Annotated in this window: 30 protein-coding genes, 1 pseudogene and 1 riboswitch; of the genes and pseudogenes, 13 read left to right on the top strand and 18 right to left on the bottom strand. The window is 50.3% G+C overall.

What is annotated here, in order from left to right:
* Nucleotides 1-9: 9 nt before the first annotated feature.
* Nucleotides 10-1,005, top strand: coding sequence for a hypothetical protein (locus QNN86_RS01755; RefSeq protein ID WP_414210538.1), 996 nt, complete (start codon nucleotides 10-12; stop codon nucleotides 1,003-1,005).
* Between the two features lie 65 nt (nucleotides 1,006-1,070).
* Here the strand turns inward: QNN86_RS01755 and QNN86_RS01750 are convergent, their stop codons facing one another.
* The 7 genes and pseudogenes from QNN86_RS01750 to QNN86_RS01720 all read right to left on the bottom strand — a co-directional run bounded on the left by QNN86_RS01750 (nucleotide 1,071) and on the right by QNN86_RS01720 (nucleotide 5,506).
* Entirely contained in the window at nucleotides 1,071-1,403 is a 333-nt protein-coding gene (locus tag QNN86_RS01750) for an RcnB family protein (protein ID WP_096756518.1), read from the bottom strand.
* Between the two features lie 465 nt (nucleotides 1,404-1,868).
* Nucleotides 1,869-2,039 (bottom strand): annotated as a pseudogene (locus QNN86_RS01745) (hypothetical protein); the annotation flags it as partial.
* An 8-nt stretch (nucleotides 2,040-2,047) separates the two neighbouring features.
* Nucleotides 2,048-2,275, bottom strand: coding sequence for a hypothetical protein (locus tag QNN86_RS01740; RefSeq protein ID WP_117343479.1), 228 nt, complete (start codon nucleotides 2,273-2,275; stop codon nucleotides 2,048-2,050).
* 1,447 nt (nucleotides 2,276-3,722) lie between these two features.
* On the bottom strand, nucleotides 3,723-3,914 hold the full coding sequence (locus tag QNN86_RS01735) for an LA2681 family HEPN domain-containing protein (protein WP_414210652.1): 192 nt from the start codon (nucleotides 3,912-3,914) through the stop codon (nucleotides 3,723-3,725).
* 280 nt (nucleotides 3,915-4,194) lie between these two features.
* Nucleotides 4,195-4,641, bottom strand: a complete 447-nt coding sequence (locus QNN86_RS01730; RefSeq protein ID WP_181617315.1) for a Shiga toxin A subunit — start codon at nucleotides 4,639-4,641, stop codon at nucleotides 4,195-4,197.
* Between the two features lie 2 nt (nucleotides 4,642-4,643).
* The gene (locus QNN86_RS01725) at nucleotides 4,644-5,012 is read right to left on the bottom strand and encodes a tlde1 domain-containing protein (protein WP_182269591.1); all 369 of its coding nucleotides are present in this window, start codon (nucleotides 5,010-5,012) and stop codon (nucleotides 4,644-4,646) included.
* Entirely contained in the window at nucleotides 5,012-5,506 is a 495-nt protein-coding gene (locus tag QNN86_RS01720; protein WP_414210537.1) for an Hcp family type VI secretion system effector, read from the bottom strand. The genes QNN86_RS01725 and QNN86_RS01720 overlap by 1 nt, the downstream gene beginning before the upstream one ends.
* Nucleotides 5,507-5,773: 267 nt before the next feature.
* Nucleotides 5,774-5,870: riboswitch (TPP riboswitch) on the top strand.
* A 32-nt stretch (nucleotides 5,871-5,902) separates the two neighbouring features.
* On the opposite strand from QNN86_RS01720, the gene thiM reads away from it, so the two are divergent.
* The 3 genes from thiM to QNN86_RS01705 are packed head-to-tail and all read left to right on the top strand — an operon-like array spanning nucleotide 5,903 to nucleotide 8,287.
* Entirely contained in the window at nucleotides 5,903-6,691 is a 789-nt protein-coding gene (gene thiM / locus QNN86_RS01715) for a hydroxyethylthiazole kinase (protein WP_414210536.1), read from the top strand.
* The gene (thiD, locus tag QNN86_RS01710) at nucleotides 6,688-7,488 is read left to right on the top strand and encodes a bifunctional hydroxymethylpyrimidine kinase/phosphomethylpyrimidine kinase (RefSeq protein WP_414210535.1); all 801 of its coding nucleotides are present in this window, start codon (nucleotides 6,688-6,690) and stop codon (nucleotides 7,486-7,488) included. Before thiM ends, thiD begins: the two co-directional genes overlap by 4 nt.
* A 52-nt stretch (nucleotides 7,489-7,540) precedes the next feature.
* Entirely contained in the window at nucleotides 7,541-8,287 is a 747-nt protein-coding gene (locus QNN86_RS01705; protein WP_414210534.1) for a GntR family transcriptional regulator, read from the top strand.
* On the opposite strand, the gene QNN86_RS01700 is transcribed toward QNN86_RS01705, so the two are convergent.
* Genes QNN86_RS01700 through QNN86_RS01690 form a run of 3 tightly spaced genes read right to left on the bottom strand, consistent with a single transcriptional unit; the run spans nucleotide 8,261 to nucleotide 11,501 of the window.
* Entirely contained in the window at nucleotides 8,261-9,226 is a 966-nt protein-coding gene (locus QNN86_RS01700) for a PfkB family carbohydrate kinase (RefSeq protein WP_414210533.1), read from the bottom strand. The genes QNN86_RS01705 and QNN86_RS01700 overlap by 27 nt on opposite strands.
* Nucleotides 9,223-10,227 carry an ADP-ribosylglycohydrolase family protein gene (locus QNN86_RS01695; protein WP_414210532.1) on the bottom strand — a complete coding sequence of 335 codons (1,005 nt, stop codon included), beginning with the start codon at nucleotides 10,225-10,227 and terminating at the stop codon, nucleotides 9,223-9,225. Before QNN86_RS01695 ends, QNN86_RS01700 begins: the two co-directional genes overlap by 4 nt.
* The gene (locus QNN86_RS01690) at nucleotides 10,224-11,501 is read right to left on the bottom strand and encodes a nucleoside permease (RefSeq protein WP_117343241.1); all 1,278 of its coding nucleotides are present in this window, start codon (nucleotides 11,499-11,501) and stop codon (nucleotides 10,224-10,226) included. The genes QNN86_RS01695 and QNN86_RS01690 overlap by 4 nt, the downstream gene beginning before the upstream one ends.
* Nucleotides 11,502-11,754: 253 nt before the next feature.
* On the opposite strand from QNN86_RS01690, the gene fbaB reads away from it, so the two are divergent.
* The 7 genes from fbaB to QNN86_RS01655 all read left to right on the top strand — a co-directional run bounded on the left by fbaB (nucleotide 11,755) and on the right by QNN86_RS01655 (nucleotide 19,461).
* Nucleotides 11,755-12,807 (top strand): class I fructose-bisphosphate aldolase, encoded by a 1,053-nt coding sequence (fbaB, locus tag QNN86_RS01685; RefSeq protein WP_005129139.1) that lies wholly within the window; start codon nucleotides 11,755-11,757, stop codon nucleotides 12,805-12,807.
* Between the two features lie 259 nt (nucleotides 12,808-13,066).
* On the top strand, nucleotides 13,067-14,221 hold the full coding sequence (locus QNN86_RS01680; protein ID WP_115258060.1) for a mandelate racemase family protein: 1,155 nt from the start codon (nucleotides 13,067-13,069) through the stop codon (nucleotides 14,219-14,221).
* A 73-nt stretch (nucleotides 14,222-14,294) separates the two neighbouring features.
* Nucleotides 14,295-15,911, top strand: a complete 1,617-nt coding sequence (locus QNN86_RS01675) for an ABC transporter substrate-binding protein (protein ID WP_096756530.1) — start codon at nucleotides 14,295-14,297, stop codon at nucleotides 15,909-15,911.
* Nucleotides 15,908-16,945: an ABC transporter permease gene (locus QNN86_RS01670; RefSeq protein ID WP_115258061.1), complete on the top strand. Its 1,038-nt coding sequence runs from the start codon at nucleotides 15,908-15,910 to the stop codon at nucleotides 16,943-16,945. The genes QNN86_RS01675 and QNN86_RS01670 overlap by 4 nt, the downstream gene beginning before the upstream one ends.
* Complete coding sequence (locus QNN86_RS01665; protein ID WP_096756532.1) at nucleotides 16,942-17,847, top strand: ABC transporter permease; 906 nt, start codon at nucleotides 16,942-16,944, stop codon at nucleotides 17,845-17,847. Before QNN86_RS01670 ends, QNN86_RS01665 begins: the two co-directional genes overlap by 4 nt.
* Nucleotides 17,819-18,691 carry an ABC transporter ATP-binding protein gene (locus QNN86_RS01660; protein WP_117343245.1) on the top strand — a complete coding sequence of 291 codons (873 nt, stop codon included), beginning with the start codon at nucleotides 17,819-17,821 and terminating at the stop codon, nucleotides 18,689-18,691. Before QNN86_RS01665 ends, QNN86_RS01660 begins: the two co-directional genes overlap by 29 nt.
* Complete coding sequence (locus QNN86_RS01655) at nucleotides 18,688-19,461, top strand: ABC transporter ATP-binding protein (RefSeq protein ID WP_115258063.1); 774 nt, start codon at nucleotides 18,688-18,690, stop codon at nucleotides 19,459-19,461. Before QNN86_RS01660 ends, QNN86_RS01655 begins: the two co-directional genes overlap by 4 nt.
* Here the strand turns inward: QNN86_RS01655 and yegS are convergent.
* From yegS to QNN86_RS01620, 7 genes are all read right to left on the bottom strand, one after another.
* Nucleotides 19,458-20,357 (bottom strand): lipid kinase YegS, encoded by a 900-nt coding sequence (yegS, locus tag QNN86_RS01650; RefSeq protein ID WP_096756535.1) that lies wholly within the window; start codon nucleotides 20,355-20,357, stop codon nucleotides 19,458-19,460. The genes QNN86_RS01655 and yegS overlap by 4 nt on opposite strands.
* Before the next feature lie 130 nt (nucleotides 20,358-20,487).
* Nucleotides 20,488-21,219 (bottom strand): arginine ABC transporter substrate-binding protein ArtJ, encoded by a 732-nt coding sequence (gene artJ / locus QNN86_RS01645; protein WP_096756536.1) that lies wholly within the window; start codon nucleotides 21,217-21,219, stop codon nucleotides 20,488-20,490.
* 179 nt (nucleotides 21,220-21,398) lie between these two features.
* Nucleotides 21,399-22,067 (bottom strand): arginine ABC transporter permease ArtM, encoded by a 669-nt coding sequence (artM, locus tag QNN86_RS01640; protein ID WP_096756537.1) that lies wholly within the window; start codon nucleotides 22,065-22,067, stop codon nucleotides 21,399-21,401.
* Complete coding sequence (artQ, locus tag QNN86_RS01635) at nucleotides 22,067-22,783, bottom strand: arginine ABC transporter permease ArtQ (RefSeq protein WP_096756538.1); 717 nt, start codon at nucleotides 22,781-22,783, stop codon at nucleotides 22,067-22,069. Before artQ ends, artM begins: the two co-directional genes overlap by 1 nt.
* A 6-nt stretch (nucleotides 22,784-22,789) precedes the next feature.
* Nucleotides 22,790-23,521: an arginine ABC transporter substrate-binding protein ArtI gene (artI, locus tag QNN86_RS01630; RefSeq protein WP_096756539.1), complete on the bottom strand. Its 732-nt coding sequence runs from the start codon at nucleotides 23,519-23,521 to the stop codon at nucleotides 22,790-22,792.
* Nucleotides 23,522-23,537: 16 nt separating this feature from the next.
* Nucleotides 23,538-24,266 (bottom strand): arginine ABC transporter ATP-binding protein ArtP, encoded by a 729-nt coding sequence (gene artP / locus QNN86_RS01625; RefSeq protein WP_096756540.1) that lies wholly within the window; start codon nucleotides 24,264-24,266, stop codon nucleotides 23,538-23,540.
* Between the two features lie 226 nt (nucleotides 24,267-24,492).
* Nucleotides 24,493-25,008 carry a lipoprotein gene (locus tag QNN86_RS01620; protein ID WP_181617306.1) on the bottom strand — a complete coding sequence of 172 codons (516 nt, stop codon included), beginning with the start codon at nucleotides 25,006-25,008 and terminating at the stop codon, nucleotides 24,493-24,495.
* A gap of 543 nt (nucleotides 25,009-25,551) precedes the next feature.
* On the opposite strand from QNN86_RS01620, the gene cspG reads away from it, so the two are divergent.
* The gene (gene cspG, locus QNN86_RS01615) at nucleotides 25,552-25,764 is read left to right on the top strand and encodes a cold shock protein CspG (RefSeq protein WP_181617305.1); all 213 of its coding nucleotides are present in this window, start codon (nucleotides 25,552-25,554) and stop codon (nucleotides 25,762-25,764) included.
* 10 nt (nucleotides 25,765-25,774) lie between these two features.
* Nucleotides 25,775-25,963 carry a cold-shock protein gene (locus tag QNN86_RS01610; protein ID WP_249417829.1) on the top strand — a complete coding sequence of 63 codons (189 nt, stop codon included), beginning with the start codon at nucleotides 25,775-25,777 and terminating at the stop codon, nucleotides 25,961-25,963.
* 112 nt (nucleotides 25,964-26,075) lie between these two features.
* Here QNN86_RS01610 and QNN86_RS01605 read toward each other — a convergent pair whose 3' ends face one another.
* Entirely contained in the window at nucleotides 26,076-26,720 is a 645-nt protein-coding gene (locus QNN86_RS01605; RefSeq protein ID WP_182269600.1) for a QnrB family quinolone resistance pentapeptide repeat protein, read from the bottom strand.
* Between the last annotated feature and the right edge of the window lie 30 nt (nucleotides 26,721-26,750).

The raw sequence follows: 26,750 nt of genomic DNA, 5'->3' as shown, positions 1-26,750 counted from the left end.
GGAAGTATTATGAAATTATTTATTTTAATTATTGTTTTTTTTAGTTTTAACTCTTTCGCTAATTGCTATATTTCCGATGGTGGAACTGAATTTGTAGAAAAGAGTGAAATATTGACTCTTTCATCAATGAATAATAATAAATTCGTTTTAAGAGATTTTGGGTTCAAGAAAACACCTATGTGTCGAAATATCTGGAATGCTGGTGTTGATACAGTATTTGATATTGAATTACCTCCTTCACCTTATTTCAAGGTCGAGGGTGCAAATGGTCGGTTTATTTACCTAAAAGCAAACTATCCTAGTTCGCCAAAGGAGGTGGCGTATAGCGTAAGTATTTGGGAATTAATCTATATATCTCAGGATATTAATAAAATAAATAATCAGGTATTAACATTTTCATTTGATGTTATTTCCAGTGACGATCAAATTCCTACAAATGTTAAAAATTTGTCTGAAGGTTTTCAGGTGAAATTTGTGCCTAAAATAAGCTCTCAATCTGGTGCCATACCAAATACAGGACATGAGTATGTTTTTACATTAAAACCTGATATAAGAATGGTCATGAAAACATGTAAGTTTTCTGATGGGGTACTTAACGCTCCAGATGTTACTATTAAGGATTTGAGAGGGAAAGCACAAAGTTTTTTAAGATTAACAAAAACAGCCGGTGAAGTTGCTTTCATTTGCAATGCAGGGTTGTCCTCCAATTCATTTCGATATCATTTCGAATCAAATAATGTAGATGGTAGCATACTGAAAAATGAAGACGAAAAAACATCTACAGGCGCGGGTGATGTCGGATTTGAGATTTCATTGGATGGTGCTGATAGGATAAATTTTGATGATGGTCGTAGTAAAAACTATAACCTTTTAAATTTTAAAGATATTAATTATCTTGAGCAAAAAATCGATCTCGTTTTGTATGGAAAATATGTGGCATATAGTAACGACATTCGTATGGGAAGCGTAAGGAGTTTGGTAAGAGTAGTCGTGGAATATTACTAATTATCTTAGAGTAGTATAATTTTAAATATGCGCTCTCATTTAATTGAAAGCGCGATATCTCTATATTAACGATGATAAAAAATCTCGCCGTCGTAGGCTTTGATGATCTTGCCATCGGCATCATTGACCAGCACATACGCGCCACCCATGTAGGTCCAGTGGGTGCCTGCCGTCGGTGCGGGTAGGTTGCGCAGGTTCCACTGCTTAATGGTGTATTCTTCGGTGAGGTACAGGGGCGGAACCTTGTCACCGGGTTTGAAATGGGTAAAGTCAGCAATAAAGCCGCTCAGCTCATATTTATCGATGCCTTTAGGGGCTGCGATGGCGGCAGGCGCTGCCCAGACGGTGCTGGTTACTAGCAGCAGTGCACCCAGCAACATTTTATTCTTCATACCCATCCTCTCTACTCATTCGGGTCGTCAACAACGGTCGTGTATCATTCCGGGCTTACAGGATATCTGACAAGCACTATTTTGTGAGAACTCCAGTTATTTCGTAAAAAGTGTAAATGAAGTACGAGCAGGCGGCAACGTTGAACCGCAATTTAGCAATACCGCTGCTGCTCTGCAATTTACATCAGTTTGTTGTGATGCAGTCACAGGACGACATCGCAAGATGTCAGCATCTTTACTATCTTCAATCAATAAAGGCGACCGAAGTCGCCTTATGATTGTTTACCCCTTGGAAAGTTGGGCTTTTACGACTGTATCGGCTTCAACTTTAAGAGAGAGTACATAACCTTGTTTCTTCCATAAACCGTTATTAGGTTTCCATCCTTTAGCAAGGAGATATTCAGCACTGGTAGAAATTGGTTGATTTAGTACGTGATCGGCATCAGCAGTAAATGCGTTAGAGCCTGATTTAGCCTTCGCATTTTGCGCTTTGGTTTTGTGAATATCACAAGTCCCATCACCATCACTAACTTGTGTGCAACCAGAACGTTCTAATTGAGCGCGATAGTGTGCATTAATTGCATGGGCAGGCATAACGGCGAAAGAGCATACAAGAGCAATCAGGGCTAATTTAGTTTTCATGATAAACCTTAGTTATGATGAGAATGTTTTTTCGCGTCCAGTTTACGGCTATTTTCCGTGTAAGTCTGGTAACGATCGGCGTTGGCGCGATTATCAGCATGATATTGCTCAAAGCACGCGGTACGATCAATGCCGTTAGCTTCACAATCATCAAGATATTGTTTTTCCAGATTACAACCGGAAAGTGAAAAAGCGCCTGCTACGATAGCTATCATCATTAATTTATTATACTTCATTTCCAAGCCTATAATTAATTATTATTACACTAACCCGCCATTTTTGAAATGACGATGTTATACATCACCTGATAAATACACCTGGAGCTACAAGGCATAAAGAAACGATTGCGGAAACAATCACTCCTTTTGTCATGTTATTGTTAACCTTAAGAGGTATAGACAAAAACCTTTTTATCCATATGAAACATCAATGTGTTTGATTGATATAAAGCCTAACCGCGGTTATCGGTATAAATCAATACAGATTAATCTTTAAATCATAATCTTTTTTAGTGAAGTGAAATAACTATCTGATAGGCCAAGGATTTAGATGACAACAGAGATCACAAAAAAGCATCCGGGGCTATGGCTTTAGGGTGTGTATTTTTTTATTTAATGTTTACATGTAGATAAGTTACCTTTAAAAGATGGTGCCCGCCTCATTAAATAGCAAAATAACGATTTAACTGTCCGATCAGAAGAATGAGTATCGTTATAAAAGGACGCTTCAAAATGAGCTAACAAATACTTTTTAACCCGTTCTTTAATTATTTGAAAAAACCTATTAGCTGAGTTGTTTAAAACACAATCATAAAAAACGCGAATTAAATTTTTTCTCCTTCATTTTATTAATAAATTACGTTATCGATTACAAATCTCAAAATGCCGATCCAAAATAAAAAAGATCGCATGAGAGAATATCGATTTCCTCTATTGTCGCTTTATAAAGTGTCTCTTCTTCATCGGGAAAAATTGAGCGCGCGAACTGTGAGATTGATTGAAACTCCTTGCACCTGTTCTGGATAATGCAAGCGTAGGTCTGATTAATGACATAAGAAACAATTAATTACATTTCCATGTGATAGGAAGCCTATTCAAACTTCTGCTTTAAAGGAACTTCTCTCGGCATATAGATACCGCCTTTTGGACGTTTGCGCTCTTCAAAGTGTATTGCAAGAGATAAATACATAATTGAATTTCGTGATAGGCCAATGAGTTGCATAAGCCTTAATTCAAATTGGCATATTGGAATTAAAAGAGAGTGAGACGATAGTTTTTCTTTTTCATGAATCTTTGATTTCACATTTTCAAACTGTGAGTTTAATTTATCGATTTGGTCTTGAAGTTGTGCTAATAATTCAGGATTGCATTCTTTTTTCGCTTGTTTAAGTTTTAGCCCAATCTCTCTAATTTCAATTGGCAGTGTGTTAATTTGTTCTTGTAGCTTCCTTAATTCTTCATCACAATAGCTATTGTGTGATGTAGCAAACTCATCTCTGAAATCATCAACTATTTTTAAAGAACGATGCTCTATTGCATTTCTAATATCAGCAAATGCTACAGCATCGGGATCTAACCATTACGAAACAGAAGTTGAATTTTGCACATCACGGATATCTTTCAAAATGTAGAATAAAGCGTGAATGAAATGATTGTTGTTTTCTTTCAGTTTCTTATGCGGTTTTCATTCATTTCTTGACTCCTTATCACTAAAGTCTATAAATAGACTGTCTATACTGATTCGAGATTCATCCTTTAATTCGTTAAGATTGAAAAATCTACTAATCAAATAAGTGATTTTATCAAAGAGTGAATGCGCTATTTTTAAGGCTGATTTACATTGAGAAACTTTTAAGCTGTTGAGGGCGTATGTCATGTCCTCAACATGCGGGTAAGTCGAATTGTAGATGTGATTTGTATCATCAGGCATTAACAAAATAGCTCCAGAACTGCTCATGATGATCGAATGGAAAACTACCTTTTATCTCTTTATTCTATATTAAATACGTATTGGTGGATTTAATCAATTATTTATTGTTGATCAGGTTGCAGGTATTTTATCTTGAAAATGCTTTTTGTATTAGGATAGGGGGTTAATGAGATGATTGTAATTCCAAAGTACTCTTTTTAAGAGGGGCATTACTGCCCCATAAGTATCAAAACTCTCTTGATAACGTGATGTATCCATTAAATCTAATAGAGCATTCATCCTTGTTCATCAGGCTGGATGCAATAAATACATCTTTTTTTTTCGCCTTATTCATATAAGTGTATTTAGCTGTGATAGATTTTACGCCATTATAATAATAGCTAGAGAAATAAATCTTATTATATGTATCTTCTGTTTTCTCCTTACTAGGATCTTTATTGTAATCAATTCGTGCTAAAGATTCCGCATAGGTTTTAGAGATTGGAGAAATATCAATGATATCTACTTTGGCTTTAGTTTTATCAACAGTTGATGTATCAATTTTTAAATCTTTTGATAGCGCATCAAATAAAGATGATTCCATTGATAAGCCAACAGCGGCGCATCCATAATCTTTTGCATATGCAAATATTGGGATTAAAGCAAATGAACAGACTAACATTTTTTTAAACATAATTAATCTTCCACTACTAAAACTTTATCGCTGCTAGCGTCAATGATTTTACGATATGGCAAGTTAAGGATAATGCAACCATCAGAAGCTTCTCCAGGATGGGCAGCACTATCACCATGAATCATAAAACCATCACGCCCACACATTTGATTTTCAATGTATGGCGTAAGTCTCATCGTCCATGCTCTAGTTCTACGATGGTAGAAAGCGGGGCCGATAGTGTAAGTGCCTCTAGGAAGTGGGCCGTTATCTTTTACACACTCATTAGCAGAATCATTTTTATATCCAGGTCTGCCAGAATATTTAGCATCAAATTGATAGGTTCCATTCAGATAAAAGCTGTGAGCGCTTATTTTATAAACCCAAGTCATTACGCTACCTCCTTATTTCCGTTCCATGAATCAGAATGAATTATATTTCCATCAAGATAATGCCAGGTGATTTTTTCATATGCCAAATAGAATGCTTCAAGATGGTTGTGTTTTTCAAATGTAGGTTTTTTTATGTCAAACATGAAAGGTTCAATTTCATTAATTCTGACATTATCCATTGTTACACGGAAATACTCTTCTTCTTGTCCGTTATAGTTTATGCGGTAGAACTTCAATACAGCTTGTTTAAATTTTCTGCCGGATGATACACCTTGATAGAGGTAAGGAGATGAACAATCGACTTCTTTGATTAGTGCGTAATCACCATGCTGGCGCTTACTGGTGATCTTTCCGGTTTTGTCGTCAGTTGGTAACTCTACATTATGCATAAGCTCTAAAATCTCTATAGAATCTTCTCTACCATGCACATCAACACTGCCTTTAACTTGATTTCCTGCATCATCGGTAAGCCATAGATACACAGGTATTGCCATATCAAAATCCCTCTTAATTATGCTGGTATTGAGCGTTAAATGTACTACTTATGGATGTATACGGAAAATATTTTTCCGAGAAACCTATTGAAATAAAAGTGATTTAAGTAAAACTACATTGGGTGTTAGGGTAATCCCCCCGAAAAACCGGTGAGATAAGCACTGTGATAAATGCTGTGTTAAATCGAAAATTCTTGCTCCTGGGGCTAAGCCCCGGTTACACTAAATATCTACACATTTTCAATGTTTAAATGATTGTTTTATAAATGAAATGACTCGGGGTGCCCTTCCTTGTGAAGGCTGAGAAATACCCGTACCACCTGATCTGGATAATGCCAGCGTAGGGAAGTCTGACACTGCTCGTGTCCCTTCTTTCACGCGGGCAGGAGCTGAACCATGCAGCCTGACCTGCACAGCCGCGCACTCGCGGCCCACGCCTTACAGCAATTTAGAACCCTTTCTCCACTCACACATTGTATGACCAATGAGGTCGTGCAGAATTTTACCGCCAATACGCTTCTGGCATTGGGCGCGTCACCTGCGATGGTGATTGAACCCGAAGAAGCCAGCCAGTTTGCGGCTGTTGCCCATGCAGTGCTGATTAATGTCGGTACGCTGACCGGGAGCCGCGCCATTGCTATGCGTGCGGCGGTCGAACAGGCGCAGCGGGCGAATACGCCCTGGACGCTCGATCCCGTTGCCGTTGGGGCACTGGAGTTTCGCCGTCGTTTTTGCCTGGATTTGCTCTCGCTCCAGCCTGCTGCCATTCGCGGTAACGCCTCTGAAATACTCGCGCTAGCGGGAATGTGCGGAGGTGGGCGCGGTGTAGATACCACCGACACAGCAGCCGCTGCGCTGCCGGCGGCACAGGCGCTGGCATGCCGGGTCGCCTCCATCGTCGTGGTAACCGGGGAGGTGGATTACGTTACCGATGGCCAGCGTACCGTGAGTATTCGCGGTGGCGATCCATTGATGACGCGTGTCGTTGGCACCGGATGTGCGCTGTCGGCGGTGGTGGCTGCCAGCTGTGCGTTGCAGGGGGATCGGCTGAGTAACGTCGCGTCTGCCTGTAGCTGGATGAAACAGGCCGGTGAATTCGCCACTGAGCACTCGACAGGGCCAGGAAGCTTTATTCCTGCATTCCTTGATGCTTTATATAACCTGAACGCGCAGGAGCTGGCATGAAACGGATTAACGCATTAACAATTGCCGGAACCGATCCCAGCGGTGGTGCAGGTATTCAGGCGGATTTAAAAACATTCTCTGCGCTCGGGGCCTATGGCTGCTCGGTCATCACGGCTCTGGTGGCGCAAAATACGCGCGGTGTGCAGTCGGTTTATCGGATCGAACCTGATTTTGTTGCCGCGCAGCTGGACTCCGTGTTCAGCGATGTACGCATAGATACCACCAAAATCGGTATGCTGGCAGAAACGGATATTGTGGAAGCGGTCGCCGAGCGTTTACGCCGCTTTCAGGTACGAAATGTGGTGCTTGATACAGTGATGTTGGCGAAAAGCGGCGATCCGCTGCTGTCCTCCTCTGCGGTAGAAACACTGCGAACTCGCCTGCTGCCGCAGGTGTCGATCATTACCCCGAATCTGCCGGAGGCCGCCGCATTGCTCGAAACAACCCATGCCCAAACGGAGCAGGAAATGCTGGAGCAGGGGCGTGCTCTGCGGGCATTGGGCTGCGAGGCGGTGCTGATGAAGGGCGGTCATCTGGATGACGCGCAAAGCCCTGACTGGCTGTTTACCCGCGAGGGCGAGCAGCGCTTTACCGCGCCAAGAGTGAAGACCAAAAACACCCATGGCACCGGTTGTACGCTGTCGGCAGCGCTGGCTGCGCTACGCCCGCGTCATGCAAACTGGGCCTATACGGTGCAGGAGGCCAAAATATGGCTCTCGGCGGCACTGGCCCAGGCAGATTCCCTGGAAGTGGGCGAGGGGATAGGTCCGGTACACCATTTCCACGCGTGGTGGTAACAGGGATAAATGCGTATACTGGCTGAAGATTCAGCGGTCAGGAAAAAGATAAATGGAACAAGCGCATACCCAGCTTATCGCGCAACTGAATGAACGCATTTCGGCGGCGGATAACACGCCGCTGTATCTTAAATTCGCCCAAACGGTGAAAAACGCTGTCCGCAGCGGCATCCTCGAGCATGGCAATATTCTGCCTGGTGAGCGCGATCTCAGCCAGCTGACCGGCGTTTCGCGCATTACGGTGCGTAAAGCGATGCAGGCGCTGGAGGAAGAAGGGGTAGTGACCCGCGCCCGTGGTTACGGAACGCAGATCAACAATATCTTTGAGTATTCGCTAAAAGAAGCGCGCGGCTTTTCTCAGCAGGTGGTGTTACGCGGAAAAAAACCAGATACGCTGTGGGTCAATAAACGCGTGGTGCCTTGTCCGGAAGAGGTGGCGCAGCAGCTGGTTATTACCGCCGGCAGTGACGTTTTTCTGCTTAAGCGTATTCGCTATGTGGATGAAGACGCCGTATCCATTGAAGAGTCCTGGGTCCCTTCGCATCTTATTCATGATGTGGATGCTATCGGCGTCTCGCTGTACGACTATTTTCGCAGCCAGCATATTTTCCCGCAGCGCACGCGCTCCCGCGTCAGCGCCCGCATGCCGGATGCGGAGTTCCAGTCGCACATTCAGATGGACAGCAAAGTGCCGGTGCTGGTGATCAAGCAGGTCGCGCTTGACCAGCAGCACCGGCCCATTGAATACAGCATCAGTTACTGCCGCAGCGACCTATACGTCTTTGTGTGCGAGGAGTAACGCATCGCGCGAGGGGGCGCAATCGCCGCCGCGATGCCCGACCACCCACGATCCCACCGCGTTGCCAAGCAACACGGCATCGGCTAGCGACCAGCCAGATGCCAGCCCGGCCAGCATGCCGCCTGCGTGACTGTCGCCAGCGCCAATGGTGTCAACCACGGTCGTTGGAAATGCAGGCACGCAGCCGGATGTCGTTTCACTGAAATACCATGCGCCGTCTTTATCGTGGCGAACTACCACCGGCGCGGCAAAGCGCTTCACCCACTCAGCGCCAAAACCCTCGACATCCACGCTTAACCTGAACCGTTCTGCGGCAATGTCTGCTTCCTGCCGATTCAGTGACACCAGCGGGTGACAGGCCAGTATTCGCGCCATTAAGGCATCGGAGATGTCGCCGATGCGCGGCCCAAAATCGATAAACGGCGTCACCTCATCCAGACTCTCCAGCCACTGCACCAGCAGCTCGCCGCACGACGAAGCCAGCTGATAGCCGGAAAGATACACCAGGCTGTGGCGCGGGATCGTCAACTGCGCAAGCCAGTCGGCGTTCCACTGAATTTCGACGCCACTGAAGGACATAAAGGTACGTTCACCGTCTGGCTCAACTAGCGCCAGACACCAGCCATTATCACCTTCGGCATGGTCAATCAGACTGTGTAAACCCTCTTTTGCCATCCGGTTGCGGATGATATCTGCCCACACGCCTTGACCTAGCGGCAAGGCATTGCTGGCGTCGATACCTAAACGCTTAAGCGCGACGGCGATGTTCAGCGCACAGCCGCCAACATTAACGCCTTGTTGTTTAAGCTCGATGTCACAACCGCGCCAGGGCAGGGCATACGCATCGGCAATCACATCGATCACCGCTGCACCGACTACCGTCACCGGGCGCCGGGTGTGCAACTGCGGGATAAGTGCCTGCAAACGCGTGGTGCTCATCGCGCCTCCCGTTGCTCACGCAGGCGCATTAATCCGCTGGCGTAGCGGGTAAAGTCCAACTGATTGACCGCATCCAGTTCCTGTTTCAACACAGGGTCAATCGCGCCGACGCCGTGCAGTGCACCGCAAATTGCCGTTGCCATAGCACCGATGGTGTCGGTGTCACCGCCAAGATTCGCGCACAAAATAGCGCAGCGCTTAGGATCGGTGCGTGCCAGTTCCACCATAGCGATGGCGCAGGGCACGGATTCAATGGTGCTGGTGCCGGCCCCCACTACCTGATATAGCTGCTCGCTGGCAGATTCGATGCCATCGGCATGACGGACGATTTTCAGTGCCAGTTCGAGGCGAGCCGCGAGCGATGCGCTAAAGGTAGTAATCCGTTTTTGCTGGGCGTGGCGGGCAATGGTGGGTAGCGCATCGACAATATCGCACCATTGTTCGCCGTCGATCGCGCGCGACACTGCCCACGCGATAACCACGGCCCCGGCCACCGCCAGATCCGATTTATGAGTCGGGCTGGACGCCAGCGCCACATCATCAATGAAGGCATCAAGATCGCGTGCCGGGAGCAGGCAGCCTAACGGTGAAACGCGCATGGCCGCACCGTTGGTGACACCGTTGTTTTCCAGCTCCGTAACGGGTTTTCCGTCGCGGATGGCCTTAAGGGCAATCTTCGAGGTGGGGCCCAGCACGTTTTTACTGAAGGCATCGAAATCTTCCGCCCAGGCCAGGATATTTCGGCCAATGACGTCGGGGACAATTTTCCCGTCGCATTCCAGCAGAGCATCTGCCAGGCACAGCGCCATGGCTGTGTCATCAGTGAACTCAGCCTGGTTAAAATAGCAGGCGGCGTTATTTTCCGCGGGGCCGGGCAAAAAACGGTCGATCCAGCCAAAGTGTGCTTTCACGCGGGTTCTGGGCCATAGCTCTGAAGGCATGCCCATCGCATCCCCTAACGCCTGCCCATAAAGAGCACCGAGAATACGCTCTGCTTTCATTTTACTTCCCCTTTTTTCAATGCCAGATCGCGGTCGTTCACGTTAATTGCGGTGATTTCTTTGTCAGACTCGCGAAAGAAAATCATAAACAGTACGGCAATGACGGCAATCATGACTGCGCCAAATCCCCACATGCCCGCCCAGTTAAAGGTGAGACCGTTAACCGGCTCTTTATACGCAAACATTTTTTCCATCATCACCCCGCCCAGGCGATAGCCCAGCAGACTGCCGAATCCTTGACAGCAGAGGGTGATCAACCCCTGTGCGGCGGTACGCATATGCACAGGCGCTTTTTTATCCACGTAGATATAGGCCGTAACATAGTAGAAATCGTAACTGACGCCGTGCAGCAGAATGCCGAGAAACAGCAGTGCGTAGGTGAAATATTCTTCCGCGCCGCCGTAGACGAAAAAGCCATAGCGGATCGCTGCAGTAATAAGACCAAGCAATAATACCTTTTTAATGCCAAAGCGCTTAGTAAAGAACGGCAGCGCCAGCATAAAGAAGATTTCCGAGAACTGACCCAGCGTCATCCAGCCGGTGGCATTTTTCATTCCGACTTCGGTCAGGTAACCATTGGCGAAGATGTAGTAAAACGCCAGCGGCATTGCAAACAGAAACGAACAGAAGAAAAAGACAAGGAAGTTCTTATCACGCAGCAGGATCAGTGCATCCAGCCCCAGCATGACTTTGATATCCATCTTGCCGGTACTTTTTGGCGGCGTATCCGGCAAGAAGAAGGCGAAGACACCCAGCAGCGCGGAGCTCCCGGCGGTGATCAGCAACGGGATATTGGTGGGGGAGATATCGCTGTAGCCCAGCATTTGCGGTAAGAACCCGCAGGCTAAACCGGAGGCAATCCAGCCAATGGTGCCCATCACGCGGATGCGTGGGAAGTCACGCTCGACGTCCGGGACGTTGGCAAAGGCAATACTGTTGGTCAGCGCAATGGTGGGCATATAGGTCAGTGAATACGCCAACAATAGCGGGAAGAAGCCGCCGAAGGTGGTCTGCTGCGCGGCGAAGTACATCAGAATGGCGCCGACGAACATTAACACCGCCAGGACTTTTTGCGCGGAGAAAAAGCGGTCAGTGAGCGAACCGACAAAAATCGGTGACAGGATTGCGGCAATGGCGGTACAGGCGTAGGACCAGCCAATTTCTCCGGCGCTGAATCCGCTTTTACTCAGCCACAGCCAAAGCGGTACAAACCAGGCGCCCCAGATAAACCACTCCACGAACATCATGAACGACAGCTTTGCTGTAGTTTTCATCTTTACATCCTTCATGACAGGTAAGGTACGTTTTCATAGTACCAGTAGATAATACCTTTAAAATACCTTTGTGTTTTAATTTTGACCGCCTTAACGTTTTTTAATGCCTGAATCGAGCCAGCGGAAATGACTGAAAAGTGCGCTAAAGATGGAAAAAAAGCGCAGTCGGTACCAGGCTTATGGCTGCCCGCAACAAGGCGGGTCAGGACAATTCACATTCCGGTATCCAACCGGAACTTACGGGAGCATAGCTATGACTGATATTGCGCAGTTGCTTGGCAAAGATGCCGACAACCTTTTACAGCATCGTTGTATGACCATTCCTTCTGACCAACTTTACCTGCCAGGGCATGATTACGTCGACCGCGTGATGGTAGACAATAATCGCCCGCCTGCCGTGCTGCGTAATATGCAGACGCTGTACAACACGGGCCGACTCGCTGGCACGGGATACCTGTCGATTCTGCCGGTCGACCAGGGCGTGGAGCATTCCGCCGGAGCCTCGTTTGCCGCCAACCCGTTGTACTTTGATCCGAAGAATATTGTGGAGCTGGCTATCGAAGCGGGCTGTAACTGCGTGGCGTCGACCTACGGCGTGCTGGCTTCCGTATCTCGTCGCTATGCACACCGTATTCCGTTCCTCGTAAAAATTAACCACAACGAAACGCTCAGCTACCCGAATACCTTTGACCAGACGCTGTATGCCAGTGTGGAGCAGGCATTCAATATGGGCGCGGTGGCGGTCGGGGCTACGATCTATTTTGGCTCCGAGGAATCGCGTCGTCAGATTGAAGAGATTTCTGCAGCGTTTGAACGTGCGCATGAACTGGGGATGGTGACGGTGCTGTGGGCCTATCTGCGCAACTCCGCATTTAAGAAAGACGGGGTGGATTATCACGTTTCCGCCGACCTGACCGGGCAGGCAAACCACCTGGCGGCCACCATCGGGGCGGATATTGTTAAGCAGAAAATGGCGGAAAATAACGGCGGGTATAAGGCCGTTAACTTTGGCTATACCGACGATCGCGTCTACAGCAAGCTGACCAGCGACAACCCGATTGACCTGGTGCGTTATCAACTGGCGAACTGCTATATGGGCCGCGCCGGGCTGATTAACTCCGGCGGTGCGGCAGGGGGCGAAACCGATCTCAGCGATGCGGTGCGCACGGCGGTAATTAACAAGCGTGCCGGTGGTATGGGTCTGATCCTCGGACGTAAAGCGTTCAAGAAAACCATGGCAGATGGCGTTAAGTTGATTAACGCCGTGCAGGACGTTTATCTGGATAACAAAGTAACCATTGCGTAAATTATCGCGGGTTGTGGTCATGTCACGGCAACCCGCGTTTCTTGAAAAATTAAATTCAAAATATCATTTCAGTATAATCGCAATATTAGTCCGATCTACCTCACGTTTCTCCTGCCTTTTGTGAAAAGCATCACCTCTCCCTGTGCACTTGCACAGAAAATAGTCATGCCTTAGCGCGGAATGTCCGAGGCAAAGTTGCTTTTTTGCACATACATTTAGATGTGAAACAGCATTTCAAAGTTGCGCTAAGGACCCAATAATGAAAATTGAAGCTATCAATGTCTCCGTCTTCCAGTATCCCACCCGCCGGGTTTCTGATACCGCCGGACATTCCCATCCGGGGCCGGAAAGCCTCGCCAAAATGGCCATGCTGACCATTACCGCCGATGACGGAACCCAGGGGTATTCGTTTGCACCGCCGGAAGTGGTGCGCCCGTTTGTGGTGAATACCTTTTTTCGCAAAGTGATGGTCGGTCAGGACCCGTTTAATCGGGAGCGCATCTGGCAGGATCTGGTGCACTGGCAGCGGGGAAGCGCGCATCAACTGACCGAACGCGCGCTGTCTTTTGTTGAGCAGGCGCTGTGGGATTTGATAGGCCGCAAGCTCAACATGCCGGTCTACAAGCTGCTGGGTGGTTTTCGCGATAAGGTCCCGGCCTACGGCAGCACCATGTGTGGTGACGATCTGCCCGGCGGACTGTCGACGCCGGAAGAATATGCCTGCTTTGCCGAAAAACTGGTCGCTCGTGGATATAAGGCGATCAAACTGCATACCTGGATGCCGCCGGTCTCCTTCGCGCCAAATCCGAAGATGGATGTGAAAGCCTGCGCCGCCGTGCGCGAGGCGGTCGGACCGGATATTGATCTGATGATCGACGGCTATCACTGGTACAGCCGTACAGAAGCGCTGTACATCGGCAAGGAACTGGAAAAACTCAACTTTGCCTGGTTTGAAGAGCCGATGGAAGAAGAGAGCATGGCGTCTTACGCCTGGCTTGCCGAAAATCTCTCCATTCCGATCATTGGCCCGGAAAGCCTCGGTGGAAAACACCACAGCCGCGCGGACTGGGTGAAGGCGGGCGCATGCGACATTTTACGTGCTGGTGCCAACGGTGTGGGGGGGATCTCGCCCACCCTGAAAGTGGCCAACCTGGCCGAGTCGTTTGGCATGGACTGCGAAGTACACGGCAACGGTGCGGCGAGCCTCGCGGTGATTGGCGCGATTCGAAACTGTCGCTGGTACGAGCGCGGCCTGCTGCATCCGTTCCTCGACTACGACGAACCGGCCGCCTACCTGAACAGCATTGTTGACCCGATGGACGCCGACGGTTTTGTGCATCTGCCACAGCGCCCCGGTCTGGGGGAAGACATCAATTTTGCCTATATCGAAGCCAACACCGTCAGCCACGACTGACTGAAAACAATAAATGCCGGATAAGCCAAGCGTCATCCGGCAACATGTACCCTACAGTACAGGCAAACAATAGATGAAAAAAACTTCCTTACTGGGCGCGTGTTTACTCGCACTCGCCGTGTCGATGGGGAGCAGTGCGGCGTACGCCAAAACGCCGCCCGATCAGCTCATCATTGGTATGAACATGAATAACCTGCTGACCCTCGATCCGGCCGCCATGACCGGCAACGAAGTGGTGGGCATTGTGGTGAATTTATATGACTCGCTGGTGGAGTTGGATCCTGCCCAGTTGACCCATGTGAAACCCGCGCTGGCGACATCCTGGGATGTCAGTCCGGATGGCACCACCCTGACTTTTCATCTGCGCGATGACGTGACCTTTCACTCCGGTAATCCGCTGACTGCTGACGATGTGGTGTGGTCGATGCGTCGGATCCTGCACCTGAATCTGGCGCAGTCGTCGGTGTGGAAATCCTACGGCTTTAGCAAAAAAAATATCGACCAACAGGTCAGCGCCCCGGACAGGTTTACAGTGAAAATCACGCTGCCCAAAGCCAACGATCCGCAGTTGATTATCTATTCACTGGGGGCGCTGGGGAATCTCGGCGTGCTGGACAGCAAAACCGTGCAGCAACATGTGCTGAATAACGACTGGGGTAACCACTGGCTGACCACCAATGAAGCCGGGTCTGGCCCGTTTACCCTTGATACCTGGCAGGCGAAAGATGTCCTGCGCATGACGCGTAACCCGAACTACTGGCGCGGCGAGGCGAAAATGAGCCGCGTGGTGTTGCGCCATTTTCAGGAATCCCAGACCCTGCGTCTGATGATTGCCAAGGGCGATCTGGATATTGCCAGTAATATGGCGGTTTCAGACATCAATGCCCTGCGTAGCGATCCTGACCTGAGCGTGGATGCCGTCCAGCGAGGCACGATGTATTACGTGGCAATGAGCATGAAGGAGGCGCACTTCGCCAATCCGAAAGTCCGTGAAGCCGTGCGTTACCTGATTGATTATCAGGGGATCAATAAAGCGCTGATGCCGGGATACGGCGTATTGCATCAGCGTCCTATCAAGGCAGGAATGCCCTCCACGCTGCCTGACCCTGGCTATCGCCTCGACATTCCGCGCGCTAAAAAGCTGCTGGCGGAGGCGGGATACCCGGACGGTTTCGACACCACGCTGCGGGTGCTGGCTGACCAGCCTTTCCAGAATATCGCGATTGCCGTGCAGTCCACGCTGATGCAGGCGGGTATTAACGCCAAAATTATCACCGGAACCGGTAATCAGATCTACGGCGCAATGCGCGAGCGTAAATTTGACATGCTGGTCGGGCGCGGCGGCAGCGGCATGGAACCGCATCCGCACTCCAGCCTGCGGGCGCTGGTCTATAACCCGGATAACAGCGATGCAGCCCGGCTTACCAACTTTCAGGGCTGGCGCACAGGTTTCTACGATAAACCGCTTAATGACATGATCGACAGCGCCCTGCTGGAGCGTGACCCGCAAACGCAGACTCGCGCGTATCAGGCGATCCAGACCCGCTACGACCAGCTCGTTCCTGCGCTAATTCCGCTGTCGCAAATGGTGGATTCGGTCGTTGTGCGCCGTGAGGTGCAGAATTATCAGCCGCATCCGTCGGCCACCACGTTTTTGCGTGATGTGTATAAAACCGGAGGTGAACAATGAGCGTTGCCATACTTGCACCTGGCTCACGCGCCCGGCGTGTCTCGACCCGTCTGATACAGGTGGCAATGACGTTGTTTGGATTGCTGCTGCTAACCTTTTTTATCGGTCGCGTCATGCCGATCGACCCGGTACTGGCGATCGTGGGACCTGATGCGGATCAGAGTACCTATCAGCAGGTGTATCACCAGTTAGGCTTTGATAAATCGCTGGCGGCGCAGTTTGGTATTTACTTCACCAATCTGCTGCACGGCGATCTGGGTAATGCGCTGCTGACCGGTAAGCCGGTGATGGATGACATTGTACGCGTTTTCCCGGCCACCATTGAGCTGGCGACGATGGCCATTGTGGTAGGGGCGGGTCTGGGGATCCCGCTGGGGGTGTTGGCGGCAGCACGACGCAATAGCCTGTCGGATTACGTGGTGCGCATCATTAGCCTGGCAGGTTATTCCACACCGATTTTCTGGGTGGGGATGATGGGGTTGCTGGTGTTCTATGCCTGGCTAAGTTGGGTGGGCGGCGCGGGGCGTCTGGATCTCGGACTGGACGGGCTGGTGCCGCGCCAGACTGGATTAATGACCGTCGACGCGCTGTTGGCCGGCAATGCTACCGTGTTCTGGAATGCCATTAATCATTTGGTTTTGCCTGCTGCGCTATTGGGTTTTCACTCGCTGGCTTATATCAGCCGTATGACCCGTAGCTTTATGCTGGCGCAGCTTTCACAGGAGTTCATTATCACCGCGCGCGTCAAAGGGCTGACCGAGCGTCAGGTTATCTGGAACCATGCTTTTCGCAATATTCTGGTGCAACTGCTCACGGTGGTCGCGCTGGCCTACGGTTCGCTATTGGAAGGCGCGGTGCTGATTGAAACCGTCTTTTCCTGGCCCGGTTTTGGCTCCTATTTAACCGGCAGCCTGCTGCTGGGTGACATGAATGCGGTGATGGGCTGCGTGCTGCTGGTTGGGGTGATTTTCGTCATGCTCAATCTGCTCTCCGACATGCTGTATCAATTCTTTGATCCGAGGACAAAATCATGACGGTTTCTCTGGATACGCCGCGGGATAGCGGCAATAGCGAACAACGTCTGCGGGCGAAGCAGGCGCTGCTGCGAGCGCGCGGGTTCATGGGCAAGATGGCGCGTAACCCGCTGACCGCCATTGGCGGCGGAATTATTGCGTTGTTACTGCTGGTGGCCATTTTTGCCCCGCTTATCGCACCGTACAACCCGTTGGTGCAGGATTTAAACAGTGCGCTGGTGGCGCCGAACGCGCAGCACTGGTTCGGGACCGATGAGTTTGGCCGCGATATCTTTAGCCGCCTGGTGTATGGCTCGCGCATCACGCTGTATATCGTGCTGCTGGTGTCGGTCACCGTAGGGCCGCTCGGCCTGCTGCTTGGCGTCACGGCGGGTTACTTCGGTGGCAAGGTCGACATGGTACTGATGCGCGTCACCGACATTTTCATTTCTTTTCCAAGCCTGGTACTGGCACTGGCCTTTGTCGCAGCACTCGGTCCGGGGCTGGAGCACGTAGTAATTGCCATTACGCTGACCGCCTGGCCGCCGATTGCGCGTCTGGCTCGTGCGGAAACGCTCTCGTTGCGTCAGGCCGATTTTATCTCTGCCGTTCGCCTGCAGGGGGCATCGGCAGGACGTGTGCTGTGGCGTCACATCGTACCGCTGTGCCTGCCGTCGGTGATTATTCGTATCACCATGAATATGGCGGGGATCATTCTGACCGCTGCGGGCCTTGGGTTTCTGGGGTTAGGAGCTCAGCCACCGGATCCGGAATGGGGGGCGATGATCTCCAGCGGGCGCACCTACATGATGGAATGCTGGTGGGTAGTGACTATTCCGGGGCTGGCGATTTTGATCAACAGCCTGGCGTTCAACTTCTTAGGAGATGGCTTACGTGACATCCTCGATCCTCGCAGCGAATGATTCGCCTCTGCTTGATGTGCGTAACCTGCACGTCGATTTTATCAACGGCGGCGCGGTCACCCAGGCGGTGCGCGGCGTCTCCTTTCAACTCGGGCGTGAAAAACTGGCGATTGTGGGTGAGTCAGGCTCCGGTAAATCCACCGTCGGGCGAGCGCTGCTGCACCTGCATCCGAAAAAAGCACGGGTTACGGCAGACAAAATGCAGTTTAGCGATGTGGATTTAGCCCATGCCAGCGAGGCGCAGATGCGGCAAATTCGCGGTAAGCGTATCTCGATGATTATGCAGGACCCGAAATACTCCCTTAATCCGGTGGTGAGCGTTGGCGATCAGATTGCCGAAGCCTGGCTTACCCATCATCCGGGGCGCAAGGCTGAGGCCAAAGCCAGGGCGCTGGAAATGCTGGAGGTGGTGCGTATTCGTCAGCCGCAGCGGGTGTATCAGCTCTATCCGCACGAGATTTCTGGTGGCCAGGGGCAACGTGTCATGATCGCGATGATGTTAATCACCGATCCGGAACTGGTGATTGCCGACGAACCCACCTCGGCGCTGGACGTGTCGGTGCGTCTGCAGGTGTTGGGGCTGCTTGACTCGCTGGTGGAGTCGCGCGGGTTGGGGCTTATTTTTATCAGCCATGACATCAACCTGGTGCGCAGCTTCTGCGATCGCGTCCTGGTGATGTATGCCGGGCGGGTGGTGGAATCCATCGCCGCAGGCGATCTCCATCATGCGCAGCATCCCTATACTCAGGGGCTGATTAGCGCATTGCCAGAAATCCACAACCGCCGGGCGGTGCTGCCGGTGCTGCAACGTCAGCCCAGTTGGCTGAGTGAGGAGGGGATATGATCGACGTTAAAAATCTGAACCTGGCATTTGGTGAGGGAGAAAAACGCAATCAGGTGCTGTATGACGTGACGTTTGGGGTTCAGCCCGGAGAGGTCTACGGTCTGGTTGGAGAGTCTGGTTCGGGAAAGACAACCGTACTGAAGTGTCTGGCTGGACTGTTTACCCATTGGCAGGGTGAACTGGCGATCGACGGACAAGCCCTGGATCACCGTATTCGCCGCGAACGCTGCCGCCTGGTACAGATGGTATTCCAGGACCCATATGGTTCGCTGCATCCCCGGCATACCATCAGCGATATCCTCGAAGAGCCGCTGTTGATCCACGGCATTGCTGACCGGGATCGGCGGGTTAACGGGCTGCTGGATAAGGTCGGTCTGAACCGGGCATTTCGCGACCGGTATCCGCATCAGCTTTCTGGCGGGCAGCGTCAGCGTGTGGCGATTGCGCGGGCGCTAATCCTCGAACCGCAGGTGCTGTTGCTGGACGAGCCGACCTCTGCGTTGGACGTATCGGTACAGGCCGAAATTCTTAACCTGCTGGCTGAATTGCAAAAGGAGTCCAGCCTGACCTATCTGCTGGTCACCCACGATCTGGGGGTTATTGCGCATTTGTGTCAGAAAGTGGCGGTGATGCAATACGGAAAAATTCTTGAAACGCTCACCGTGGATGCGCTGGTCAACGGTGAGGCGCAAACCGAGTATACCCGGATGTTAATAAGCGGCAGCCAGCGCTATTCCCGCGATCTGGCGCGGGAAGTGGCGGCGTACTAGCGTAACAAGGGACAACCAGGCGGTAACCGGCAGCGCAGCGCGGCGGGGAGGATTTCGATGTGAAATTCCTGCCCGCTTAGCGGTTCGCCATCGAGATTAAACGTGATTTCATGCGGGGCACGGATATCAAACCAAGATGACGCGCCATCAATAATATTGGGGTTGTCGTCGGATTGGGTAAGTGCCGAAAGTAGCGCCGGAAGAAGCTCATCGCCGGTAAAAATGCGCAGTTGCAGCAGACCGTCGTTGATCAGTGCCGTGGGGCAAAGTTGCTGCCCGCCGCCAGCCTGACGACCATTGCCGATGCCGATCACCAGCGCGTCTCCCTGCCAGTGAAAGTTTTCCCCGCGAATTTCGCAGCTGTCGGGCTTCAGCGTGTCCATGCGCATGAGCCCATGAATAAAGTACGACACGCCGCCCAGCGCGGCTTTGAGTTTTTCTGGTGTTTCTGTCGTGACCCGCGTGCCGAATCCGCCCGTCGCCATATTGATAAAACAGGTTTTATCATTGACCTGCACCATATCTATTTCAACCGCATTGCCGGCGATGGCCAGCTTCAAGGCTTTATCCAGAACATCAGGAATACCCACGCTGGTGGCGAAGTCATTTGCGGTTCCCAGCGGCAAAATCCCCAGTGCGGGTATATCCTCCCCCTGGCAATGGATGAGCGCGGTGGAGACTTCGTTGATGGTGCCATCACCGCCGCCCGCAATGACGGTGGCAACGCCCAACTGGCGGGCCTCATCAACGTAACGCCGGGCGTCGCCTTTTTCCCAGGTGACGCGCACATGGATCTCAACGCCCTCATCGCGTAGCAGGGCAATCGCCTCGCGCAGCGGGGGATTATCAGCACTTTTTCCATTCAGGATCAGTAAGCTGGCTGGGAATGCTATCATCCTGTTGCCTCACTTTTATCGTTTTAACAAGTGTATGCCAGGAATGGGTTTATGGCGTAAGAACTGACCGAAAGCGCGGACGTTAAACGTAAAAAGCCGCGTTTTGCGGCTTTTTCAGGTAAGGCAGGGATTACTGCGGGAACCACTGATCGCTGATTTTTTGATAGGTACCGTCAGCTTTAATGGCGGCCAGCGCGGTGTTCAGTTTTTCCAGCAGCGCGGTGTTATCCGGGCGAACGGCAATGCCAAGGCCGGTGCCGAAGTATTGCGGGTCAGTTACTTTGTCCGTTGCTACGCCTAACTGCGGATTGGTTTTCAGCCACTCGTTAACTACGGCAGTGTCGCCAAATACGCCATCAATACGCCCGTTTTTCAGGTCAATGATCGCATTCTGGTAGCTGTCGTACGCCACGGTTTTCACTTCAGGATGTTTATCCTGCAGGTATTTCTGGTGCGTGGTGCCGTTTTCCATGCCGATACGTTTGCCTTTCAAATCAGCAAAGGTTTTATAGGTGTCTTTTTTCGCAATGACCAGCGCTGAGTTGGCATAGTAGGGCTGAGTAAAGGAAACCTGCTTACTACGTTCTGGCGTGATGTCCATACCGGAAATCACCGCATCGTATTTTTTGAATTTCAGCGCGGGGATCAGGCTGTCGAACGCATGATTAGTAAAAGTACAGTCAGCCTGCATTTGTTTGCACAATGCTGAAGCCAGGTCGATGTCAAAACCAACAATTTTATTGCTGGCATCCAACGATTCGAATGGCGGGTAGGTTGCTGAGACACCGAAATTGATTTTATCAGCAGCAGAGGCGCCGGTGGCGAAGGTAGCAAGTAATGCGGCCAGGACTAACTTTTTCATGGTGGAACTCCCGTCTGTCAATCTTATGATGATTCACCGTGTCTGCGGCGTTGATTTACAATGCCATTTAATGAATTTGTATGCAATAAAAATGATTAAATATTTTATGTGGAATAAAAAAAAGCGGACAGTCCAGAGACATGTCCGCCTTTACTATTCAGCTTTATGCAGTTATTGACTTAATTGCGGTGTTCAAACGCCAGTGCTTTACGCTCGATTAAGCGCATCATCAACGTCAGCAGGCCGTTAACAATCAGATAAATCACGCCCGCCGCGCCGAAGACCATGACGTCATAGGTGCGACCATACAACAGCTGGCTGTAACCCATGACTTCCATCAGCGTGATGGTGTAGGCCAGGGAGGTACTTTTGAACACCAGCACCACTTCGTTGGAGTACGAGGAGAGGGCGCGTTTAAAGGCGTACGGCAGCAAGATGGCCAGCGTATCTTTCTTGCTCATCCCCAATGCACCACAGGATTGCCACTGACCTTCCGGGATTGCGCGAATAGCGCCGTAGAACAGCTGCGTAGTATACGCGGCACTGTTTAACGACAGCGCAATCAAGGCGCACAGCCAGGGTTCTGACAGCAGATGCCAGAGGACCGGATACTCCTGCAGCGCGGGAAACTGCCCCGGACCGTAGTAGATCAGGAAGATTTGCACCAACAACGGCGTACCGGTAAACAGCGTAATGTAGGCGCGTACCAGCCACACCAGCACCGGAGTTTTCAGCGTCAGGATGACGGTGAAAATCAGCGCCATGACCAGCGCAACCACGATGGAGGCAACCGTCAACGTCAGGCTGGTATGCAGCCCTTTCATCAGTTCTGGTAAATACTCAAGCATCAGCCCGGTCTCCGCTCAAAACGTGTCGCGCGCAGGTCAATGCGTTTGAGAATGTACTGACTCAACAGCGTTATCACCAGATAAATGGCCGCCGCCACGATGTACCAGGTAAACGGCTCCTGAGTACGCGTGGCAATGCTTTTGGTTTGCAGCATCAGATCGTTAACGCTGATCAGGCTTACCAGCGCGGTATCTTTCAGCAAAACCAGCCACTGGTTACCCAGTCCCGGCAGGGCATGACGCCACATTTGCGGCATCACCAGACGAAAGAAGATCGCGGTTTTGGACAGCCCCAGCGCCTGACCAGACTCCCATTGCCCGAGCGGGACGGCTTTCAGTGCACCACGCAGCGTTTGCGACGCATAGGCCGCATACAGCAATGACAGCGCAATGACGCCGCACAGGAACGGACTGACGTCGAAGTTTTCGATCTCCATCTGCACCGGGATCTGCACGATGCCAAGATTTATCGTAAACCCATCGGCCAGCGTCAGCAGCAGCTGAGATGAACCGAAATAGATAAACAGAACCACCAGAATTTCCGGCAGTCCGCGCAGGAGCGTCACTAGGGCTGAACCCGTCCATGCCACTGGACGCCATTTAGCTGACTCCCAGACGGCAAACAACATTGCGAGAGCCAGGCCAATGATCAGCGCACAAACGGCAAGGCCGACGGTCATCCCGGCGGCGCTTGCTAAAGGAAAAAATTCATTCATCTAATATTACTTCTGGAACCATTTGTTATAGATGGTTTCGTACGTCCCATCTTTCTTCACTTTTTCCAGCGCAGCATTGAATTTCTGCTGCAGCTCGGTATTGCCCTGGCGCATGGCGATGCCCAGACCGGTACCGAAGTAATCTTTATCGGTGACTTTATCGCCAACGGCGGCCAGTTTCGGATTGTCCTTCAGCCATTCGGTCACGACAGCGGTATCACCAAAGACGCCATCAATACGCCCGTTCTGCAGGTCGAGTTTGGCATTCTGGTAGCTGTCATACGGAACGGTGGTGACTTCCGGATGTTTATCCATGATGAATTTCTGGTGCGTAGTGCCGTTTTGTACGCCCACTTTTTTGCCTTTCAGCTGGTCAATGCTGGTGTATTTACCCTGTTGACCAACAAACAGCGCCGAGTTGTCGTAATAAGGCGTAGTGAACAACACCTGCTTTTCACGCTCCGGCGTGATGTCCATCCCGGCCATTACCGCGTCAAAACGGCGGAATTTCAGGCTTGGGATCAGGCTGTCGAAAGCCTGGTTAGTGAACGTACAGGTGGCGTCGATCTCTTTACACAGCGCATTTGCCAGGTCAACGTCAAAACCCACAATGTTGTTATTAGCATCAATGGATTCAAACGGAGGATAAGACGCTTCGGTAGCGAAGCGAATGGTTTGGGCTGCGGTAGCGGAAAGGCTAAAACCTGCGATTAGCGCGGCAATCAGAACTTTTTTCATTGTATTGTCCCGAATCTTAGTGAGAGAGATAGTTTTTAAACGCTTCGGTTTGCGGGTTGGCAAAGCAGCTCGCATTCCCAAACTCGACGATATGACCGTTTTCCATATACACCACACGACTGGCCGTTTTACGGGCGACTTCCACTTCGTGGGTGACGATCACCTGAGTAATATTGGTTTCTGCCAGCTCACGAATGATGCTGACGATTTGTGCGGTAATTTCCGGGTCAAGCGCTGCGGTGGGTTCATCAAACAGCAGCACCTGTGGCTCCATCATTAACGCGCGGGCAATGGCCACACGCTGTTGCTGGCCGCCGGAAAGATGCAGTGGGTAACGATCGCTATAGGGCTTCAGTCGCAGACGTTCCAGCAGTTTCTCGGCACGCGCCAGCGCCTGGTCCTTGCTCAGACCCAGCACGCGGCAGGGCGCTTCGATCAGGTTCTGCTGCACAGTAAGATGCGGCCAAAGATTGTATTGCTGAAAGACCATGCCCACGTTCTGACGCAGTTCGCGAATGGCTTTATCAGAAGGTGTTTTCGTGAAGTCGAAACGGTTACCGGCAATAGAGAGCGTGCCCGAACGCGGCATCTCAAGCAGGTTGAGTACGCGCAGAAGCGAGCTTTTCCCGGCTCCACTTGGGCCAAGTAACACCAGTGTTTCGCCCTGAGGGCAATCCAGCGTGATATCGAACAGCGCCTGATGTGCGCCGTAGAAGCAGTTAATGCCGTTTAATTGAATACTCATTGACACTCGTATGCTGGCAGTCTGATAGCTATTGAAGCCGCAGATACTACCTTTGACAGAATAGTTATGCAATATTTATGCGTTAAAAGTTAAATGCAAACCGCATTCTTCTCTAAACATAGCACAAAATAGCGGGGTCACCAGCGGGCAAGAATAATTGTCGGCATTCTATGCAGAATGCCAGACAATTTATGGGGTTTATGATTTGAACAGATGAATGGTGGGACTAACGGTTTTCGACAGACTGACGGAGCGTACCGGCTGGCGCATGTACACTGCCGCCCAGATAGCGAACATCATCCACAACCCAGCACTGCCCTTCACGGATCATCAGTACTTCATCACGCCAGGTTTGATTACCCTGCTTAAGCTCTACACGCAGCGGAATGTTACGTGCATCACTATTCGGAATGGTCGAGGCGCTGGCGACGCTGGCGCTGTCCGGTAAGGTGGTGCGGCTGGAGAAAGGATCGCTGGACAGCAGTTCGCGGTGTGAGTTATCGCGGCTGGCATCGGTCAGCAATTTTGCCAGGTTGTCACTTAAGTACGGACGCAGAGCAGTGATGTCGTTATTACGATGCTGAATGCGGTAATCATAGAACTGTTGTGCCACGCTGTCTGGCCCGCCTTCCACGCAGGCGCCGCTCCGCGAGCCATTATCTTTATAGGCTGGGGTGACGGTGGTACAGGCGCTGAGAAGAAGTGCACAGGGGACCAGCAGAGAGAGTGTCGAGTAGCGCATAATGATTTCCTTATAAGCTTTCTACTAATAGTATTCTACGATGGACAATTCTATCCTTTCAATGACTGTATAGTCGTTTAATGCCTTGTTTTTACTTGCATAAATTCGCAGATTTCACCGCCTGGAGTCTCTGCGGGTACTGACTGCTTATCCTGGTTCAGTATACCAAACGGTGACATGGCGTTGTCGCCAACGATGCTCTATATAGTGTATAGGCCATCTACGTATCTGCATGCTTATTTACGAGATGATAAATGTGGGTGAACGGATTGCCGCCTGTATTCATAAAAGTGGTGTGATGGATAAGTCCTTAGGCTGTCAGGGTATCCGGATGGCTAAAATAAAAGTTGATTAATCCCTGGACTCATGCGTTAATAGATAAGTCGGTTTCAAGAACAGACGATTTACAAAGTAGTTTATTTCCGCAGTTCTCATTTTCAGGTTTATCCATTTATCCCTTCTTTGAGTCACTCCGCTAAGCACTAAGTCGATTCTGTAATAAAACCAAATTTGCCGGAAGGCTCAAGTTAAGGAATAAAATAGATGTCTAATAAAATGACGGGTTTGGTTAAGTGGTTCAATCCTGAGAAAGGTTTTGGATTCATCACCCCGAAAGACGGTAGCAAAGATGTGTTTGTACATTTTTCTGCTATCCAAAGTAACGACTTTAAAACGCTGAATGAAAATCAGGAAGTCGAATTTAGCGTGGAGCAGGGACCTAAAGGCCCATCCGCGATTAATGTTGTCGCACGCTAAGGTAAATATTATGAATAACAATATTCACTTTCGTTGCCCATGTTGCCATGGTTCACAGTACAGAATATCGAGTTTCGATGTTACTGATGGAAATCCTTTTGGCGCGAAATGTATTTTTTGCAAATCTAAAATGATTACATTTGATAATGTTGCAATGTACATTCAGTCTGGCCAGACTCCGCTGGATTTCAGAAAATAATCACTAAAGGCTCCTGTGAGGGGCCTTTTTTAACGATTTATTCGGACATTTGACTATTACAGTCGGTCCTTATTGGATTTAGCGCACATCGCTGTGAGTATAAATAAAAAAGCTAACCAATAATTGCTATCCCAAGGCGCTCCATTATTAACGATGCCTGATAGCTGTCCAGCTTGACGCCCTGTAAATCAACCCCACGGACATCTAAATCACCCAGTTCGGAATTAGTGAGATCGCAATGGGTAAAGTTTGCGGCGCGCCAGTCAAATGAAGAGAATTCACCACCAGAGAGGTCTGAGCCGCTAAACGTCGCGCCCAGGATCTGCGTGCCCATCCAACGGTTTTCCCATAGCTCACACTTTTCGAGGATCACTTTCGAAAAATTGGCGTAGCTCAGATTGGTGTTAGTGATATAGGCGCTACAGAACCAGGTTCGCGTTGTTATCATATTCATAAAGCTCGCGCCGCGAAAATCAGCACCCTGAGCACGACAGGCGCGAATTTCAATTCCCAGCGCACTGACGTTCCTGAAATCCGCCATGGATAAATCGCAGCTTTTGAAAATGGCATCTTTCAGGATGGCACGGTTGAAACGACTTCCTTTCTGGCTTTCGCGATCGTAAAACTGACAGCCAATAAATTCAGTACCGGTAAGGTCTGCGTCCGAAAAATCACAGTTAAAAAATGTACTGTTTTCAATTCGTTCACCAGTGAAACGATTTTTGTCAATTCTTTCGCCAACTAAAGCCAGGGTCATAATAACATGCCTGTTTTTTTATACAGTATT

This window comes from Citrobacter sp. C348, from assembly GCF_047467975.1.
Classification (GTDB): Bacteria; Pseudomonadota; Gammaproteobacteria; order Enterobacterales; family Enterobacteriaceae; genus Citrobacter; species Citrobacter gillenii.
The sequence above is the reverse complement of the archived record's forward strand: the minus strand, read 5'-3'. Positions and strand labels throughout refer to the sequence as shown.